The sequence below is a fragment of the Cylindrospermum sp. FACHB-282 genome, from assembly GCF_014697195.1.
Lineage (GTDB): Bacteria > Cyanobacteriota > Cyanobacteriia > Cyanobacteriales > Nostocaceae > Cylindrospermum.
Map to the genome: position 1 here is coordinate 94,882 of NZ_JACJRJ010000001.1, position 16,592 is coordinate 111,473.

A 16,592-nucleotide genomic window follows, 5' to 3' on the forward strand; every position below is an offset into this window, starting at 1 on the left:
CGTTGCTTCGACTTTCCACACTCAGATTTCTGTCACTCACTAGGAGCTACTATGATTAACTTTGATGCAATGACCGATGAAACAATAACTGATGAAAGAAAGTACTTTTATTGGTTAATGAATATTGACGAGATGCCAGAATTTCTTCCCAAAGCTAAAAATATAGCAGATGCTTATCTGAAAGCAGGGGAAGAGCGAATGTTAGATGACAGCAATCAAGACTTTCCAAAACTATACAGGTTTTTTGATTACACACCTGAAGCTTTCGATGAACGCCTACAAAAAATTTATGATGGTCTTGTTAAGGATTATGCTGAATTTAACCTTGATGAAGCTTTAAAGGTATACACTCGTTCTGTTTTGATTGAAAGATTACGGAACTTTGCCCCTTTCAACCTAACCGATGGTGCTTGGCTACAAAGGGTTGCTGGTGCAGGTACTTCTACAGATGTTGAGTCTTTGTTGTTCTCTATATGGTCTGATGAAGTAGGAAATGGTGATCCAACAAAGAACCATAGTAATGTATACAAAACACTTCTAAACAGTCTCAATGTTGAAATGCCAAGTGAGGCTTCATATCCGTTTGTTAAACAGGAAAACCTCTTTGATTCTGCTTTTACAAATCCAACATTTCAATTAGCAGTATCTCAGTTTCCTAAAACTTTCTTTCCAGAATTAATAGGCATGACCTTGTATCTAGAGTGGGAAAGCACTCCATCCATAGCACCTCTAGTCAAGATACTAGAACGGCGTGATATTAATCCCCAGTTCTTCAGTTTACATGTTGCTATTGACAATCCATCGAGTGGTCATGGTGCAATTGCTAAACAAGCAGTAGAACGTTATCTTGATGAAATTCGTCAATCTAGTGGTGAGAAAGAAGTTCAAGAGCAGTGGAGGCGTATATGGATTGGATATGTAACTTTTGCCACCACAGGAACACTCGGTGAAGATTTAGCAAAATATTTCGCTTCGGAGGCTCAGAAGACACCAAAAAAAAAGGCACAAGATAAAATGATTGCTTTAATCAAGAAGAAAGCGCCTTTTGCAAGTACTATACATGACGGTAAGTCAGTACACAGTAAACTTATCAATCAGTGGTTTTCTGATCCACAAGGTTTTGTTAAAGCTCTAGAAACTTCATCCTATGTTGAGCCTGGAAGTGCAAGTAATAGCCAATTTATGCGGCTATTAGCCTTTGATGGCCCTATGTACAAGATTTTTACAGAAGCGGAGATTGAAATCATCAAGGAGTGGATACTAACTCTCAAAGAACAACCGCCTAGCCCAACTCCCCCAGTTGAAGACAGCGCCGAAAAAATGAAACAGCTCATCATCAATAAAGGTGAATTTATTGAGGCTAGTGGAGGTGATCATCATGGTTCAAGATCCTTGAGTGATAACGGTACAACAAAGCGAGTAGATGAGTGGTTCCAAGAGCCAATTCCTTTCATGAAAGCTATGGTGAACAATAACTTTGTGAACACTACAGATGTTGAAAGTAGTCGCCTAATTGAACTGATCACAGCAAGAGGAATGGCAGGAGTCTTTTCAAATGATGAAGTAGAGACGATCCGCCAATGGATAAGAGATGGGGCAAAAATTCCAGATGAAGAAGTCCAGCCAGTTGCACCTCCAATCGCGCCAACAACGCTTTTCTCTGAATCTATACAAATAGCGTCGAGACTGGGTAAAAGAGTACACAGGATACTGGGTCAGGGCACAGTTAACTAACTAGTTGCCTCTTAAAATTTCAGGAAAATGAGCAAATTTGAGTTTGAAGTGGTCACTATTGCCGATATTGAAAAAACTGGATTTTTAGATATAGAGGCATCCCAAGTTAAGACTATCTCTTGTCAGGGACGAGTTGATTTTCGTGTCGAAGATTTGGAGAATGGGGTGAGTTTGGAGTTGGTGGCGATTCCGGGGGGTGAGTTCGTGATGGGTTCACCCAATGATGAGGAATGGCGAAATTGGTATGGGAATGCTTTTCCAAGTCTCAGGGATGTGAATGTAGAAGGGCCTCAACACAGGGTGGTGATTAACCCGCTCTGGATGAGTAAATATCCTGTGACTCAAGCTCAGTGGCGAGCTGTTGCAGCGCTTCCTAAAGTTGAGCGTGACCTAGATCCTGAGCCATCTAACTTTCAAGGCTCACGCCATCCTGTGGAGTCGATATTCTGGTCTGATGCAGTGGAATTTTGCGATCGCCTATCCCAAAAGACAGGACAACAGTATCAATTACCCAGTGAGTCCCAGTGGGAATATGCATGTCGTGGGGGAACAACCACACCCTTTTACTTTGGTGAAACGATTACAACAGAGTTAGGGAATTACCGGGGAACTGATTGGCGATTTCTGGACAAAACTTACCCAGGATTCTATGGTCGAGGTGATCGGGGAATTTATCGTCAGCAAACAACTGAAGTGGGAATCTTTCCTCCTAACCCCTTTGGACTTTATGATATGCACGGGAATGTGTGGGAGTGGTGCCTAGATCACTGGCATGATAACTACCAAGGAGCGCCCACCGATGGCAGTGCATGGGTTACAGGTGGTGATGATAGCTGTCGGATAGTGCGCGGTGGTTCCTGGCCCTATTTCCCCGGTCTGTGCCGTTCAGCGACCCGCCACAAGTATGCCTTGGGTATCTGGCATATCGGTATCGGATTTCGGATTGTTTGCTCTACTTGACGGTAAATCCTCGTCTTTCTATGATGCTTGCTGCATTTCGGCGTAGGCTTGGTAAACGCCTTTGACGTTATACCAATTCAAGAAAATTCGGGCAATTTCTAAAGCTAACTGAGGTTTACCTAAATCAATTAACCATTGCAAAAAAGGAGCCATTGTCTTTTCATTTAATGCGCCATTAAGTGAAAGAATGCCCCAAAGTAAGCGATGAAACCATGTCATTTGAATCATCATTTTTACATCCCAAGTGGGATGCTTTTGATAAAACAAAACTCCCATGCGTCCGCGTTGAATTTCTTGATCAATGAGGCGGGGAATTTGTTCTAGATTAAATGGTGGATGCCAATGATAGCCGACTGCTTCAGGACATTTAATTAGTTGTAAACCTAGCTTTTTTAGCCTGACACCTAGTTCTAAATCTTCCCAGCCATAGAGTTGAAAACCAGTATCAAATAATCCGGCTTTTTCTAACCAATGTTTGGGAATGGCGACGTTACCAGTAGCAAAGAAGGCGGCAGAAAAATCTGTAATTTTATAGGGTTCGGCGGTGGGGTTGTCGAAATTAGCAGTGTTAATGACTGCACCGTAGGTAAAAAAGCGATCGCATCCTAATTTCTCTTTTCCTTGCACCAACGCCTCAGCATGGGCTTGCAGAAAGTTTTTCAGCACCACCAAATCGCTATCAATAAAAATGATTGTGTCTCCCAGTGCCTTCTCTACCCCCAAATTTCGCGCCGCAGCTGGCCCAGCATGATCCTGTAAGAAGCTTCGCACATGGGGAAATTCTTCTTGGTGTGCCGCTAACCATTCCAATGTGCCATCAGTAGAGCCATCGTCTACCAAGACAATCTCATAACCAGTAACGGCACTGGATGCACTCAAATCCTGTATTTCCAAGGCACGGAGGCACTTGGATAAAATCGGCTGGCGATTGTAAGTTGGTATCACAACGCTGAAAAACACAGTCTCACCCACAACACTATTATCCATTTCCAGGATAGGACAAAAAAATCACTGTCATGGTTTCCTCAAAGATATTGGGCTTGTAGAGCGGAGATTAATAGTTTTTCCCTATTCCCCAGTACCCAATCCCCAGATGCCGTTGCATAGAGAAAGTATACAGGGGTTAGTTTAGATATAATGATGACTCATTCTTTGTTTTCCTAAGTGGAGAAATTAATGGGTCGCGCCAAAAAGGTTGTCCTGGCATATTCTGGTGGAGTTGATACTTCTGTTTGCATCCCCTACCTGATGAAAGAGTGGGGAGTCGAAGAGGTGATTACACTCGCAGCAGATTTAGGTCAGGGAGATGAATTAGAGCCAATTCGAGAAAAAGCTCTGAAATCGGGTGCAAGTGAATCCCTTGTGGCGGATGTTAAAGACAGCTTCGTTAAAGATTACGCTTTTCCCGCGATTCAAGCTAATGCCCTTTATGAAAATCGCTATCCTCTAGGAACTGCCCTAGCTCGGCCGCTGATTGCCAAAATATTAGTAGAAGCAGCTGCAAAATACGGTGCTGATGCGATCGCACACGGTTGTACTGGCAAAGGTAACGATCAGGTGCGCTTTGATGTCTCCTGTGCTGCCCTGAATCCCAATCTCAAGATACTCGCACCAGCAAGGGAATGGGGCATGAGTCGTGAGCAAACAATCGCCTATGGTGAGAAATTTGGCATCCCCGCACCAGTTAAAAAATCCTCTCCCTACAGTATTGATAAAAATTTGCTTGGTCGGAGCATCGAAGCTGGTTCCCTGGAAGATCCAGCAGTTGAACCACCAGAAGAAATTTATCAAATGACCAAAGCGATCGCCGACACACCCAATGAGCCAGAATACATTGAAATCGGTTTCGACAAAGGTCTTCCTACCACCATCAACGGTATATCCAAAAACCCAGTTGAATTAATTGAACAACTCAATCAGGTGGTGGGAAATCACGGCATCGGGCGAATCGACATGATCGAAAACCGCTTGGTGGGCATCAAATCGCGAGAAATATACGAATCACCTGCCATGTTGGTGCTAATTCATGCCCATCGCGATTTAGAAAGCCTAACTTTGACGGCAGATGTCAGCCACTATAAACGGGGACTAGAAGAGACTTATACTCAACTTGTTTACAACGGCCTGTGGTACAGTCCACTCAAAGCAGCATTAGATGCCTTTATTCAAAAGACACAAGAGCGAGTGTCTGGAGTTGTGCGGGTGAAACTTTTCAAAGGCAATGCCACAATAGTTGGTCGTTGGAGTGATAAATCCCTCTACAGCCCCGACTTGGCAACCTACGGTGCAGAAGACCAATTTGACCACAAGGCAGCTGAAGGATTTATCTATGTTTGGGGGCTACCAACTCGCATTTGGGCACAGCAAACTAGAGGTTAGTATCGCTGCGCGGAATTCAAAATTCAAAAAGCTGACATAATCAGCTTTTCGTTTATTTTGAATGGTTGGCGTATTTTCGCCGTGCTGTACTAAGTAATTTTGGATTTTGGATTTTAGATTAATCCAAAATCCCACCCACTACTCACCTGCTTGATGCTTGACTTGGCGGGACTCCCACCACAAGGGCACAACGATCACGGCAATTAAGATTAGCAATGCGGCGATCGCAAATTGACTCACCCAAGCAACCAATTGCTCTAGGGAGATAATTTTGCCAGCAAAGAAAGCTAATGTCACCATCGCACTAGCCCAAGCAGTGGCCCCTGCCAAGTTGTATACAAAGAATTTTCCAAAGGACATTTCAGCTATACCAGCTAGTGGCGCCGCAAAAATTCGCAATAATGCGAAAAAGCGCCCAAAAAACACAGCTTTAGCAGCATTTTCACTAAATTGATCTTTAATACTCAGCAATCGAACTTCAGAAATCCGGAAGAAACTACCAACTTTTAACAGGAAAGGCCAACCGCCGACTCTCCCAATCCAATAACCGCAATTGCCGCCAATTACAGCACCAGTAACGGCATCACCGAGAACCAGCCAGTAATTTAGTTCATCGCTACCAGCAAGGAAACCACCTACTAGAGTCACAGTTTCACCAGGAAGAGGAATGCCCAAATTTTCTAGCAAAATCCCCAAGAAAATTGCCCAATAGCCGTAACTGTGGGCAATTTCCTGGATATTTTCTAGTGAAATTAGCTCAAAAGACATCCTGCACCGCCACCTTTACAAATTTTTACTTTTACTATATCTTTGCTTGTTTTTGCTTGGGGTGTCAATCAAGCCGCTACACGCACTAATTAGCCTTTAATCGAATTTGACACTCTCCACGGACAAAGCCGGAAGATGATTACAGAGAATTAGGTAGGAGCAGTGAACTACCGCTGAAAGCTTTTGTTGACCAACTTAAATCAGACCTACCCACAAATGACTAGCAATGAGTAGATGTGGGTAGGAATTAAGTTACAGTTACAAACCCCACCCTCACCGTAGCAGGATAGAGGATTTTGAGGAATTCGTTAACCTTAGTTTTTGACTGTTGACTGCATAATATTTGACTTTTGGCAATTAAATTACAATGTATTTATAAAAAAGAACAAAAAAACAGAAATTTTATAAAAATTTTGTAAAAGATAAGTTTGATACCGAAATTACCAGGCACTTATGCTTATACTGTATGTGTAATTATAAATTATACGGCGTAAATACGGAAACAAACCCGCTCAACTGCATTACTGAAATCCCCCAAACAGTTGGATAAATTAGTAATTTTACTGTTGAAACCGAAGCAGTACTGATGTCAAATTTTCATTTGTTAAGTGTATCAATTACCTAGTTAAAAACATGACTCTCACACAAGAACGCCAAGTGATTTTGTTCAAACCCCAAGGAGCTATAGACTTGCAGGGAGGTATGGCTTTGAGCCAAAAGATGGCTGAAATAAAGCCCCAACCTCATCAACTTTGGGTTATCGATCTGGCCGCAGTGGATTTCATGGATAGTTCTGGCTTAGTCCCCTTGGTAAAAGGACTAAAAGCCGCACGTCAGAGTGGTTGCCGCTTAGTTCTTTGCAACGTGCAAACCCCTGTACGGTTAATTTTGGAACTTACCCAACTGGATACGGTGTTTGAAATCTTTAACAGCCATGAAGATATTCTCTCTATCGTCTAGAATAACAACTTAGTACTAGCAAGCTGAATCTCTATTACACCGAAGAAAAAATGGTGAAGTCAAGCAATGCCTGCATTTTTTAATGCGTACCTCTAAAAGAGACATTTAATAAGATAGTTCTGAGTTCAATTTGCTTCGGCTTTAAAACTAATAACCCTGGTACACAAAAGTTCTCAATATTACTGAATCCATCAATTTACTAGCTGTTGATGCTATACTATGGATGTAATATTATACACCATATTATTTGGTGATATTTTTGATTCCTCCTTTGGGAATTTTTTTTTGTTTTAATTACTACAATGCTGACTAATTGGACATTGACAGCCGTAATTTCTGATTTAGGTTTTTCTGAATTTCTGCCGTTAATTAATCTATAAGTCTCAGGTATTTGGGGAAAAATAGAAATTGTTGACAGGTGGCATCAATCATTAAAACCACCATTGGCTGAAACTCTATTAGACTTATCCGGGAATAAAAACTTTATTGGCCTGAAACCTAGCTCTGGAGAGGGTTTTAGATTTTACTGCTTTGCATAAGCTAAGAAGCAAACTATGTAAAGGGTTCAGCTATTTTGAGCTTTATTTGTAGACAGGTCTATTGATAAGACAGCCAAGTGGCTTCTGTGCCTTTCGGCTATATTCTGGTAAATTTATTTGTTCGCGTAGGGTGCTACAGGCAATCGTGTTTACCACTGCCAAACTACTTAGTACAAGGCATACACAATCACGTTTCCGTAGCGTAACCTGGGCAATTTATAGAAATTGAAATTCTGCTGATAACTTGTCAAAAGCAGCAATAGACTGTTAATTAACCCTTGGATTAATTACCATTATTGATATGTTTAGGCATTTTGGGGAGTGGACATATTACTTTGTCCAGATGGCATAGGGGGGAAATTCGGCAAATCAATGCCGCTATGAGTAGTATGGCGGGTTTTTACTGCTAAACGGTAACTCACACTTTGTAACTCTGCCTGTAGTTGGCGATTTTCCCGTTGGAGCACTGTTACCTTTTCTCTCACTGGAGCCATACGCTCCTCAAATTTACGACGGTAAATTTGAGGTAACTCCTGTACTACTTGCTCCAACATCCGACTGCGATCAGTGAGTTCTTGCACTGACTGCCGCAATTGGTAAATTTCGGCGTCACGAACTGTAATTTGCTCTTGGTAGAATGTCACCTGTTGTTCAACGGCTTGGAGTTGTTCTCGTAAAGCCTTAAACTGACTCAGATCACGCTCTGGCTCCGAGCGCTGGGGCATGAAATTAGTATTCCCTTTTACCAGCCGGAATAGTTCTTGAGATAGCTGCTGTACTAATTGATCGCGGAGTTGCAACTCTTGGCGCAACTGCGATACTTCCGTAGAAAGAGCTTGGATGTTGGGGGTGTCAGATTGGCTCACAGTGGCTTACAGCTCTCTTGGTATAACTGCGATGATATTGCCTTTGGCAAGTACTTGTTAATGTAGCATTCCCAGCTTAAATCAGGAAAAACTCCAAAGAAAATTTTTTGTATTTTTACCTAAAATTATACTGAGTGCTGCATTTCATGCAACACTCAGTACTTAAATCTCAGAACTCAGGAATTTTTTAGACGGGTGCAGCCACTTTTGCAGGTTTTTCTTCGTGGACTTCTTGCTTAACTGTTAGGTAACGAATTACCTCTTCGCTTAAGCGCATAGCACGTTCTAAGGGGGCGATCGCTTTTGCTGGTGCAGTGTAGTTGAATTGAATGTAGATGCCGTCCCGGTGCTTTTTGATTTCATAGGCCAGGCGACGCTTGCCACGATTTTGAATTTCGATCTCCTCAGATCCCTGCTCACGAAGCAAGTTCTGATATTTAGCAATTGCTTGCTCTACCTGTTCGTCTCCCAAGTCAGGACGGAGGATGTACATTGTCTCGTAAACTGTCGTCATGGTTTTTAGTCTCCTTATGGACAAATTGGCTGCTGATGTTAATTTATACATAGATAGCTGTTTAAGATACCAGCACCTATCAACATCGGAAGCAACAAGGAACTATAATCTTACCAGTTTTCAATTTGAATCATTAGCCCAATCTGCCGAAGTCAAGGATATTAATCAAGTTTATGGCGCAGCGCTATTTGCGAGTTCAAAATCAAGAAGGACAGATTTACTATGGGTTACTACAGCTATCCCTCAATGTAGAAGTGTTGGATGCTCCGCCTTGGTTGCATGGCCAACCCACTAATTTAATCTTGGAACCAGATAACTACCAAATTTTGGCGCCCTGTGCGCCCTCAAAAATTGTGGCAGTAGGCAAGAATTATGCAGACCATGCGGCAGAGATGGGAACTTCAGTGCCTGCGGAACCGCTGATCTTTCTCAAGCCGCCTACATCCATCATTGCCTCAGAGTCAGAGATTAAGTATCCTGAACAGTCCCAGCAGGTGGACTACGAAGGGGAATTAGCAATAGTGATTGGCGATCGCACCTGTGACTGTACACCAGAGTTAGCCCAAACCAAAATTTGGGGTTATACCATCGCCAATGATGTGACAGCACGAGATTTACAAAAACAAGATGGTCAATGGACAAGAGCCAAAGGTTTTGATACGTTCTGTCCCTTGGGGCCTTGGGTGGTAAGGGAATTAAATCCAGGAGCCAAATTGCAGACTTTTTTGAATGACGAGCCAAATCCAGTGCAATCTGCCTGTATCGATCAAATGGTATTTCCCCCAGATTTTTTGGTGTCCTATATCAGTAAAGTCATGACGCTGCTGCCAGGGGATGTAGTACTAACGGGTACGCCTTTTGGAGTTGGTGCATTGCACTTAGGCGATCGCGTCCGCGTAGAAATTGAAGGTATTGGTCGCTTAGAAAATACCGTGGTAGCCCGTTAACACCTAGCGCACTTGCATATGCACCGCATCGGAAATCGTCGGTATTTCCGCATAACGCCCGCTCAGTGACTGGATAACAGAATATACCACAGATGCCACTATACCTAAAAAGATGGTGCTGGCTACCGTTTCTATTGCAAAGCCAGCACCAGGAATCGGCGCCAAAATTTCTAACAATAGAGAGCACAAAAATATAATGATGTCCAAAAGAATTGCCTGCATGGTGTTGAAACGGATGAAGTGATTGATTTTTTCGTTTCTGACCACCAATAAAAACAAGGCGAAGAAAACGATTATTTCAGCATAGGGTATGCTTCTGTAGATTCCTCCCAAAAGAAAAATCGGCAAAAAAACGATTTTTAAGACAGGGAACTGTTCAAATAAATATTTACCGAAACCTGTGCCCTCAATCAGGGGCAGCAAATACGGTAAACAAGCAAAAATCCGGTCAGAAACCGTTGTAGACCCGCGCCAAGTCATTGTGCGTTCTCCTGTGGTGAAATTTCAACATTTACTTGAGCCTAGGATAACGCAGTTACTTAGTCTTGCTAGCAAATCAGATTATTCTATATGGGCAATGTGGAAGCCCATCATGCACTTATACTGCTCTGGCTGCTGCTCATTGAATTTGCGAATAGCTTGACCACAGCGCAGTTGACCTCCACGCCAGCGGGGTTGACCGCTCCCATCGGCAAGTAGACAAGACTGGCAAACCTGCTCAGGAGCAAGGATTTGATCTTCCATTAAAATGACTAGCATCCAATCCCTCCATAAATCCTTATTGCTACCCACATTGCGTTTTGGAGAGGACACGCTTGGTAGACGCCCAAAGAGCAGAGTAAGGCAGGATAAGCGCTGGCTACGCGTCGTCAACTCCTGTGAGTTTATGGCCCAGATATGCCAAGAGAGCATCCTCCGGCGCTGTTGTTGGCAAAAATATGGCTAATAGCCAAAAGTTGCTAAGTGAACCTAAATTTATTGTATGTTGTATATTTTGGAGATTAGGATATTTAGTAAAAAGTAATACATAAATTCTGACGCCAAGTTTTAACAGCAAGCCAGTGGGATCAATTGCATCCCCGTTAAGTTAGTGATAGTGATTGTCAAACTTGATGATAATTAACCCATTAATTTATCTAGCGTCTAATAATAAATAGGTCAGCACTAATAAACGTCAATAGTCAATAGTCAAAAAAATATTGAACTACCGACTATCAGACTGTTACCTCGGTGCTGGTGCTACGGCTAATCAAAATCCATGCTTTGTGTAAATTTCCATAAGGATAGTTGAAGTGACCAAGACTAACTCAGACTTTCTGACATCCACCGATCCCGCCATTGGGGAGTTAATTAACCAAGAACTACAGCGTCAACGTGACCACTTAGAGTTGATTGCTAGTGAAAACTTTACCTCCGCCGCTGTACTGGCGTCCCAAGGTTCAGTACTGACCAATAAATATGCTGAAGGCTTGCCTGGTAAACGCTACTATGGTGGCTGTGAGTTTATTGACAAAATTGAGCAACTGGCAATTGACCGAGCCAAACAGTTGTTTGGTGCTGCTCATGCCAATGTCCAACCACATTCTGGCGCACAGGCGAATTTTGCAGTCTTTTTGACACTGCTACAACCAGGGGACAAAATCATGGGGATGGATTTGTCTCATGGGGGACATCTCACCCACGGTTCTCCGGTAAATGTTTCGGGTAAGTGGTTCCAAGTTTCTCACTACGGCGTTAGCCAGCAAACAGAGCAATTGGATTATGATCAAATCCGCGAGCTGGCGCTGAGGGAGCGCCCTAAGCTGCTGATTTGTGGTTATTCTGCTTATCCCCGTGTCATTGACTTTGCCAAGTTTCGCAGCATCGCTGATGAAATTGGTGCTTATTTACTGGCGGATATTGCTCACATTGCTGGTTTAGTAGCTACTGGTCTCCATCCCAATCCCATTCCTGATTGTGATGTGGTGACAACAACTACGCATAAAACTTTACGCGGCCCTAGGGGTGGTTTAATCTTGACCCGTGATGCAGAACTTGGTAAAAAGCTAGATAAATCTGTTTTCCCTGGCACTCAAGGGGGCCCATTAGAACACGTCATTGCTGGTAAAGCAGTAGCTTTTGGTGAAGCTTTGAAGCCAGAGTTTACTACTTATTCTGCCCACGTGATTGAAAATGCCCGTGCTTTAGCAAATCAACTGCAAAGCCGGGGACTAAAGCTAGTGTCAAATGGCACGGATAACCATTTAATGCTAGTGGATTTACAGTCTATTGGCATGACGGGTAAACGGGCGGATCAGTTGGTGAGTGGTATAAATATTACGGCAAACAAAAATACAGTTCCTTTTGATCCCCAGTCACCTTTTGTTACCAGTGGTCTGAGGTTGGGTTCTCCAGCTATGACTACGCGGGGTTTGGGTGTTGCAGAATTTGCGGAGATTGGAAATATTATTGCCGATCGCCTGCTTGACCCTGATTCTGACACAGTCACCCAAGATTGTCGCCGACGGGTGGCAACATTGTGCGATCGCTTCCCCTTGTATTCTCACCTAGAGATTCCCGTACCAGTGCTAGCTTAAGCAATTTGAGATTTGAGATTTTGGATTGCCGTCTAAAATCTCAAATTCTCATGCTGATAACTGACCCAAATGTAGTAGATATAGGTAGAAACAGCCCTCACTCACTTGTGTCTAATAAACTACGTATAAGAAAATACCAATGCCTTCTCAGATATATCATCTGATTGCCTTCCTTCTCGCCGCAGTAGTCGTACTCTGGACTACGCCTGATGTCAAAAACATTGGCCTAAAAAGTGGACGTGTAGATCAACCAGGCGATCGCAAAGTTCATCAACGTCCAATGGTACGCCTAGGAGGAGTTTCTATCTTCGCCGGCACTTTTGCCTCCCTATTAATTGTCTGGTGGTTAGGCGGATTTGGCAATTTGTCGCCAGAAAAAGAATGGCAAATTTGGGGCGTTATTTTAGGAGGTGTCGGCTTTTTTCTCATCGGTTTAGCAGACGATTTATTAAACCTATCGCCCCTAGGACGCCTGCTAATGCAAGTTATTGTGGCAGCCGCTGCATGGAAAGCAGGCGTAAGTATAGATTTTATTAGCGTTCCCACAGTCGGCATAGTTAACCTAGCAGGGCTGAGTTTACCAATCACAATCATTTGGCTAGTAGGGATGGTCAATGCCATTAACTGGATTGACGGCTTAGATGGATTAGCCGCTGGGGTATCTGGAATTGCCGCTGTAGTGATGCTGGTAGTATCCCTATTTATGCGCCAACCAGCAGCAGCCCTAATTGCTGCCGCTTTAGCAGGTGCAGCCCTAGGCTTTCTCCGCTATAATTTCAACCCCGCACAAATCTTTATGGGAGATGGCGGGGCTTATTTTATGGGGTTCACCCTAGCCGCTGTCGGTGTAATTGGTTTAGTCAAAATCCCTGCTTTCACTGCTGTATTATTGCCTTATCTAATTTTGGCAGTGCCGATTGTTGATATGTCAGCCGTGATTTTAGCGCGGTTACGTCGGGGTAAATCGCCTTTTGTAGCGGATAAAAGTCATTTGCATCACCGACTGCTACAAGCAGGCTTATCCCACAGATTAACAGTTTTGTTCATTTACTCTTTAACTCTATGGGTGGGAAGCTTGGCTTTAGCTATTGCTGGCATCCCTAGCGGCATTACTTACGCCTGTGCTGCCACCTCACTTTTAAGTTACGCTATCTGGCGAGTATGGAAACTTTCTCGACAGTCTTGATTTTCGTTAAAACTAGACCATCAAAACTCACAATAAAACCACTGAATTTATTTAGGACAAAAAATGAAATATGTATTTTTATCTCCCCAGCGCTGATAATAAAGCGTCCTTTTTACAAACTGTGTGAATTTATTCATCGGTTTCCCAATGCCCATCCCACGGGAAGCGCAATAAAGATAAAATAAAAGAATAAATTTAAATTCATGCTGTGTTTATGGCAACCCAACTCCGTGAAGCCAAATCCCTAACTGAACTGGTAATCTCTTGGGAAGCGTTGCCCAACGATTTTCAATTAGAGGATGAACCAGTGGAGAATACCGGTCAACCACTTTTAGCAGGTGCCTTGCGTGAAAGCCTAGAAATTAGTGGATTCATCAAACCCCAGATGTTGATAGCCTCAAATTTTGGTCTTTGTGCAACCGTCAACGAGCAATTGATTATCAAAGCACCTGACTGGGTTTATGTGCCATCAGTTAAAGAAATTTTGGGAAATCGCAAAAGTTATACACCCCATTTAGAAGGTGAGATTCCAGAAATTGTCATGGAATTTCTCTCCGACACAGAAGGGGGCGAATATTCAGTAAAGCGAACTTATCCACCAGGAAAATGGTTTTTCTACGAGCAAATTTTGCAGGTTCCCATCTACATTATTTTTGAACCAGAAAGCGGTTTATTGGAATTTTATCAACTAGAAAATAAACGCTACGAGTTAAAGCAACCCGACGAAAATGGTCGTCATTGGGTTGAGACAATGGGCTTATTTTTGGGAACTTGGCAAGGAACAAAAGAAACTCGCCCTGGTTATTGGTTACGCTGGTGGGATGAAGCTGGTAATTTGTTACCTTGGGCTGTGGAGCAAATTGAACAAGAACGCCAACGAGCCGAACAAGAACGCCAGCAAAAAGAACGATTGATTGCTTATTTACAATCTCAAGGTATTGACCCGAATAATTTGCCCCCGTTGGAGTAAACACATAACAATAAATAACAATGATATAGGAATCAGCTTGGATTCCTGAAAAGGATTTAAAATAAAAAACCTTACATAATTAGGATTAGGACTTACACACCGAACAAATTCACCATTTTTTCAGAGTGTTTAAATGGTTTTTTTATAAGTCTCTTGACCCATCCTACCTGTAGGATGCGTTCCCTAACGCATCAAAAAAGCCTAAAAAGAGGGTAAATTTCTATGGTGCGTAAGTCCTAAAGTCATAATTTTTCCTAGCAATTAACCATTCCTAAATCCGATGAGTTCAGAAATTATTTGTGTTGGTACTGAAATGCTGCTAGGAGATATCCTCAACAGCAATGCTCAATATCTTGCCCAGCAGTTAGCCCAGTTAGGCATCCCCCACTACTATCAAACAGTGGTTGGGGATAATCCAGAAAGACTCAAGCAAGTTATAGAAATTGCTGCTTCCAGAGTGCAAATTCTTATTTTTACCGGTGGTCTTGGCCCCACACCAGATGACCTCACTTGTGAAACCATCGCCGATTTTTTTGGTGTCCCCTTGGTAGAAGACCCAGAAGTTATTGAAGATATAGCTGAGAAATTCGCTCAACGCGGTCGGGAAATGACACCAAGCAACCGCAAACAAGCCTTGATTCCCCAAGGAGCAAAAGTTTTACCCAACCCCACAGGCACTGCACCCGGTATCATTTGGCAACCCCGACCAGATTTAACGATTTTCACCTTTCCTGGTGTTCCCAGTGAAATGTATCGGATGTGGGAAGAAACGGCAGTCCCCTTTCTCAAAAGCCAAGGTTGGGGTCAGGAAATTATTCACAGCCGGAGTTTAAGATTTTGGGGAATTGGTGAATCTGCTTTGGCAGAAAAAGTCTCTGCTTATTTGAATTTACCTAACCCGACGGTAGCGCCTTATGCAGGTAAGGGAGAAGTCAGGCTGCGAGTTTCTGCTAAAGCAACTTCAGCAGCAGCCGCAGAGGAGTTAATTGCACCAATTGCCAAACAACTAATAGATATTGCAGGTTTAGATTATTACGGCGCTGATAATGAAACCCTGGCTTCTGTGGTGGGTAAGTTGTTACGGACATCAGGGGAAACCTTATCGGTAGCTGAATCCTGCACTGGTGGAGGTTTAGGGCAAATGTTGACCGAGATTTCTGGTAGTTCTGAATACTTTTGGGGTGGGGTGATTTCTTATGATAATTCGGTGAAGGTTGGGTTGCTGGGGGTTAACCCAGAAGATTTAGATAAGTTTGGCGCTGTGAGTGCGACTGTAGCTGAACAGATGGCCATTGGGGTAAAAACCCGTCTCTCAACTACTTGGGGATTAAGTATTACAGGAATTGCTGGCCCAACTGGGGGAACTGATGACAAGCCGGTGGGTTTGGTGTATGTCGGTTTAGCGGGGCCAAAGGATGAAGTGACAAGTTTTGAATATCGCTTTGGGACTATCCGGGGACGTGCTTTAACTCGTCATGTGAGTGCAAATGCAGCGTTGGATAATTTGCGCCGGCGGTTGTTGACAAGGTAGGGAATAGGCGATGTCTACGACAAGCATCTCTTGACCCATTCTACCCGTAGCGTGGGTTCCCTAACGCACGAATTACCGCAAGCACCTCTTGACGCATTCTACCCGTAGTGTGCGTTCCCTAACGCACGAATTACCGCTTTTAATCAACTAGTTAGTCTGGTTGAGGCATTTGGATTTTCTCTATCACGGATTAATGGCAGTCACCATATTTTTACTCATCCGAATATTCCTGAACTTGTTAATCTGCAAAATCGAAATGGTAAAGCTGTTACCTATCAAATTCGTCAATTTCAGATTTTGATTGAAGAATATGCACTCACTTTGGTGGATGAAGGATGAAAAACGATCACATTAATATCTTCTACAGTGAAGAAGATGAAGGCTATATTGCGGATATTCCTGATTTGAAATACTGTTCTGCATTAGGTTCAACAGAAGAAGAAGCTCTCCGGTTCGTATTGCAAGCAAAAGCAGCATGGTTAGAAGTCGCCAAAATCGAAGGTAGACCAATTCCTGAACCGAGATATCGACCTGCAATTTACCAAATAGCTTGAGAATTAGGGAGGGGCGATGTCTACGACGGGCTTCGTCTACGCATTTTTTAAACTTCACTTACGCACTGTACAAATTTACCCTCGTTCCAGGTTCTTCCAATCGTTTTT

General features: G+C 43.1%; 17 protein-coding genes. 11 read left to right on the forward strand and 6 right to left on the reverse strand.

All coding sequences use genetic code 11. The annotated features are described in order from the left end of the window. Positions 1 to 51 precede the first annotated feature (51 nt). On the forward strand, positions 52 to 1,734 hold the full coding sequence (locus H6G32_RS00390; protein ID WP_190453195.1) for an iron-containing redox enzyme family protein: 1,683 nt from the start codon (positions 52 to 54) through the stop codon (positions 1,732 to 1,734). 27 nt (positions 1,735 to 1,761) lie between these two features. Continuing rightward, entirely contained in the window at positions 1,762 to 2,694 is a 933-nt protein-coding gene (locus tag H6G32_RS00395; protein ID WP_190453197.1) for a formylglycine-generating enzyme family protein, read from the forward strand. 18 nt (positions 2,695 to 2,712) lie between these two features. Here H6G32_RS00395 and H6G32_RS00400 read toward each other — a convergent pair whose 3' ends face one another. Next, entirely contained in the window at positions 2,713 to 3,681 is a 969-nt protein-coding gene (locus tag H6G32_RS00400) for a glycosyltransferase family 2 protein (protein ID WP_190453200.1), read from the reverse strand. Between the two features lie 189 nt (positions 3,682 to 3,870). On the opposite strand from H6G32_RS00400, the gene H6G32_RS00405 reads away from it, so the two are divergent. Next, on the forward strand, positions 3,871 to 5,073 hold the full coding sequence (locus tag H6G32_RS00405; protein WP_190453202.1) for an argininosuccinate synthase: 1,203 nt from the start codon (positions 3,871 to 3,873) through the stop codon (positions 5,071 to 5,073). Positions 5,074 to 5,211: 138 nt separating this feature from the next. On the opposite strand, the gene H6G32_RS00410 is transcribed toward H6G32_RS00405, so the two are convergent. Beyond that, positions 5,212 to 5,841, reverse strand: coding sequence for a DedA family protein (locus H6G32_RS00410; RefSeq protein ID WP_190453204.1), 630 nt, complete (start codon positions 5,839 to 5,841; stop codon positions 5,212 to 5,214). A gap of 633 nt (positions 5,842 to 6,474) precedes the next feature. Between H6G32_RS00410 and H6G32_RS00415 the strand changes: the two genes are divergently transcribed. Further along, entirely contained in the window at positions 6,475 to 6,801 is a 327-nt protein-coding gene (locus tag H6G32_RS00415; protein ID WP_190453206.1) for an STAS domain-containing protein, read from the forward strand. A gap of 844 nt (positions 6,802 to 7,645) precedes the next feature. Here H6G32_RS00415 and H6G32_RS00420 read toward each other — a convergent pair. Both H6G32_RS00420 and rpsF read right to left on the reverse strand, forming a co-directional pair. Continuing rightward, on the reverse strand, positions 7,646 to 8,206 hold the full coding sequence (locus H6G32_RS00420; protein ID WP_190453208.1) for an Npun_F5560 family protein: 561 nt from the start codon (positions 8,204 to 8,206) through the stop codon (positions 7,646 to 7,648). Between the two features lie 187 nt (positions 8,207 to 8,393). Further along, positions 8,394 to 8,720, reverse strand: coding sequence for a 30S ribosomal protein S6 (gene rpsF / locus H6G32_RS00425; RefSeq protein WP_190453210.1), 327 nt, complete (start codon positions 8,718 to 8,720; stop codon positions 8,394 to 8,396). A 173-nt stretch (positions 8,721 to 8,893) separates the two neighbouring features. Between rpsF and H6G32_RS00430 the strand changes: the two genes are divergently transcribed. Then, positions 8,894 to 9,667 carry a fumarylacetoacetate hydrolase family protein gene (locus H6G32_RS00430; RefSeq protein WP_190453212.1) on the forward strand — a complete coding sequence of 258 codons (774 nt, stop codon included), beginning with the start codon at positions 8,894 to 8,896 and terminating at the stop codon, positions 9,665 to 9,667. A 3-nt stretch (positions 9,668 to 9,670) separates the two neighbouring features. Here the strand turns inward: H6G32_RS00430 and H6G32_RS00435 are convergent, their stop codons facing one another. Both H6G32_RS00435 and H6G32_RS00440 read right to left on the reverse strand, forming a co-directional pair. Beyond that, entirely contained in the window at positions 9,671 to 10,147 is a 477-nt protein-coding gene (locus tag H6G32_RS00435) for a Tic20 family protein (protein ID WP_190453215.1), read from the reverse strand. A gap of 81 nt (positions 10,148 to 10,228) precedes the next feature. Continuing rightward, positions 10,229 to 10,426 (reverse strand): hypothetical protein, encoded by a 198-nt coding sequence (locus H6G32_RS00440; RefSeq protein WP_190453219.1) that lies wholly within the window; start codon positions 10,424 to 10,426, stop codon positions 10,229 to 10,231. A 533-nt stretch (positions 10,427 to 10,959) separates the two neighbouring features. Here H6G32_RS00440 and glyA point away from each other — a divergent pair. The 6 genes from glyA (at position 10,960) to H6G32_RS00470 (ending at position 16,484) form a co-directional block, all read left to right on the forward strand. Next, the gene (gene glyA, locus H6G32_RS00445) at positions 10,960 to 12,243 is read left to right on the forward strand and encodes a serine hydroxymethyltransferase (protein ID WP_190453221.1); all 1,284 of its coding nucleotides are present in this window, start codon (positions 10,960 to 10,962) and stop codon (positions 12,241 to 12,243) included. Positions 12,244 to 12,382: 139 nt separating this feature from the next. After that, positions 12,383 to 13,429, forward strand: a complete 1,047-nt coding sequence (locus tag H6G32_RS00450) for a glycosyltransferase family 4 protein (RefSeq protein ID WP_190453224.1) — start codon at positions 12,383 to 12,385, stop codon at positions 13,427 to 13,429. 214 nt (positions 13,430 to 13,643) lie between these two features. Continuing rightward, positions 13,644 to 14,399, forward strand: a complete 756-nt coding sequence (locus H6G32_RS00455) for a Uma2 family endonuclease (protein ID WP_190453226.1) — start codon at positions 13,644 to 13,646, stop codon at positions 14,397 to 14,399. A gap of 280 nt (positions 14,400 to 14,679) precedes the next feature. Further along, positions 14,680 to 15,930 carry a competence/damage-inducible protein A gene (locus tag H6G32_RS00460; protein WP_190453229.1) on the forward strand — a complete coding sequence of 417 codons (1,251 nt, stop codon included), beginning with the start codon at positions 14,680 to 14,682 and terminating at the stop codon, positions 15,928 to 15,930. 129 nt (positions 15,931 to 16,059) lie between these two features. Further along, positions 16,060 to 16,269, forward strand: coding sequence for a type II toxin-antitoxin system HicA family toxin (locus H6G32_RS00465; RefSeq protein WP_190453490.1), 210 nt, complete (start codon positions 16,060 to 16,062; stop codon positions 16,267 to 16,269). Beyond that, positions 16,266 to 16,484 carry a type II toxin-antitoxin system HicB family antitoxin gene (locus tag H6G32_RS00470; RefSeq protein ID WP_190453232.1) on the forward strand — a complete coding sequence of 73 codons (219 nt, stop codon included), beginning with the start codon at positions 16,266 to 16,268 and terminating at the stop codon, positions 16,482 to 16,484. Before H6G32_RS00465 ends, H6G32_RS00470 begins: the two co-directional genes overlap by 4 nt. The last annotated feature ends 108 nt before the right edge of the window (positions 16,485 to 16,592 follow it).

Bases quoted from the DNA above. Each gene is read 5' to 3' on its own strand.
- H6G32_RS00405 (WP_190453202.1), top strand. From the start codon at position 3,871: ATGGGTCGCGCCAAAAAGGTTGTCCTGGCATATTCTGGTGGAGTTGAT.
- H6G32_RS00410 (WP_190453204.1), bottom strand. From the start codon at position 5,841: ATGTCTTTTGAGCTAATTTCACTAGAAAATATCCAGGAAATTGCCCAC.
- H6G32_RS00450 (WP_190453224.1), top strand. From the start codon at position 12,383: ATGCCTTCTCAGATATATCATCTGATTGCCTTCCTTCTCGCCGCAGTA.
- H6G32_RS00460 (WP_190453229.1), top strand. From the start codon at position 14,680: ATGAGTTCAGAAATTATTTGTGTTGGTACTGAAATGCTGCTAGGAGAT.
- H6G32_RS00415 (WP_190453206.1), top strand. From the start codon at position 6,475: ATGACTCTCACACAAGAACGCCAAGTGATTTTGTTCAAACCCCAAGGA.
- H6G32_RS00400 (WP_190453200.1), bottom strand. From the start codon at position 3,681: ATGGATAATAGTGTTGTGGGTGAGACTGTGTTTTTCAGCGTTGTGATA.
- rpsF (WP_190453210.1), bottom strand. From the start codon at position 8,720: ATGACGACAGTTTACGAGACAATGTACATCCTCCGTCCTGACTTGGGA.
- H6G32_RS00455 (WP_190453226.1), top strand. From the start codon at position 13,644: ATGGCAACCCAACTCCGTGAAGCCAAATCCCTAACTGAACTGGTAATC.
- H6G32_RS00430 (WP_190453212.1), top strand. From the start codon at position 8,894: ATGGCGCAGCGCTATTTGCGAGTTCAAAATCAAGAAGGACAGATTTAC.
- H6G32_RS00470 (WP_190453232.1), top strand. From the start codon at position 16,266: ATGAAAAACGATCACATTAATATCTTCTACAGTGAAGAAGATGAAGGC.
- H6G32_RS00395 (WP_190453197.1), top strand. From the start codon at position 1,762: ATGAGCAAATTTGAGTTTGAAGTGGTCACTATTGCCGATATTGAAAAA.
- H6G32_RS00435 (WP_190453215.1), bottom strand. From the start codon at position 10,147: ATGACTTGGCGCGGGTCTACAACGGTTTCTGACCGGATTTTTGCTTGT.
- H6G32_RS00440 (WP_190453219.1), bottom strand. From the start codon at position 10,426: ATGCTAGTCATTTTAATGGAAGATCAAATCCTTGCTCCTGAGCAGGTT.
- H6G32_RS00390 (WP_190453195.1), top strand. From the start codon at position 52: ATGATTAACTTTGATGCAATGACCGATGAAACAATAACTGATGAAAGA.